This window comes from Neisseria sp. P0009.S007 (assembly GCF_051962515.1).
Map to the genome: position 1 here is coordinate 1 of NZ_JBQCVF010000545.1, position 1,002 is coordinate 1,002.

The window sequence follows — 1,002 nt, forward strand, 5'->3', positions numbered from 1 at the left end:
AATGCAGTCGGTGATGATTCTGTTGCAATCGGTCATCAGGCGCAGACAACGCAAGCTTATTCTATCGCCATTGGTAATCAGGCAAACAGTTCAGGCCTTTATTCCACCGCTATTGGTTCCTCAGCCCAAGCTGCCGGGCAGAATAGTTTTGCCGGCGGTAATAATGCAAAAGCGACTGGAAGCGATTCAGTTGCTTTGGGTAGTGGCGCGATGACTACGATCGGTAGCTCCGTTGCATTGGGTAATGGTGCTGTTGGCACTGCCAATAATTTTGATGCAACAGCTAAAAATGCAACATTCAAAAACGATAGTGGTACGACGACTAATGTCAGCTATGCAGCTTCTTCATCCGCTAAAACAGGCGCGGTTTCTGTAGGCAGTGCAGGCAATGAACGCCAAATCCAGAATGTTGCCGCAGGCCGTATTTCCGCCACTTCGACCGATGCGGTCAATGGTAGCCAGCTGTACACCGTTATGAACAATGTTGGACACAATATCCAACAAAACGGTACAGACAAGTCTCGTATCAATAACAACGGTACAGTCAACTACGCCGATGGCAACTTGACGACTGTTGCAATCACCGATGGCGAGAATGCATCAAAAGTTCAAATCAACGTCACTCAAGGCACATTGTCTGTCGATAATAATGGCACAGTGTCCGCACCGACTGCCGGTGTAGCGACTGCCGGCGATGTTGCTAATGCCATCAATAATGCCAAAACCACAACCAAGGTGGCGGCAGGCAGTAACGCGCACGTTAATAAAACAACCTCAGGCAAAGAGACCGCTTATACCGTCAGCGCAGATAAAGCAACGGTACAAGTTTCCAATGCTTTGAATTTGACTTCCAATACTACAACTGCAGCCGATGGTGCCGTCACAACTGAGTACAGTATCGATCTTGCTCAAAGTACTAAAGATAACATCCAAAAAGGTGTGGATGCCAAAACCACCGTTGATACCAAAGGTCTGACCTTCAACGGCGACAGCGGCAGCACC

General features: G+C 48.3%; 1 pseudogene. It reads left to right on the forward strand.

The annotated features are described in order from the left end of the window. A pseudogene (locus ACTHS3_RS14680) lies at nt 1-1,002 on the forward strand (hypothetical protein); the annotation flags it as partial.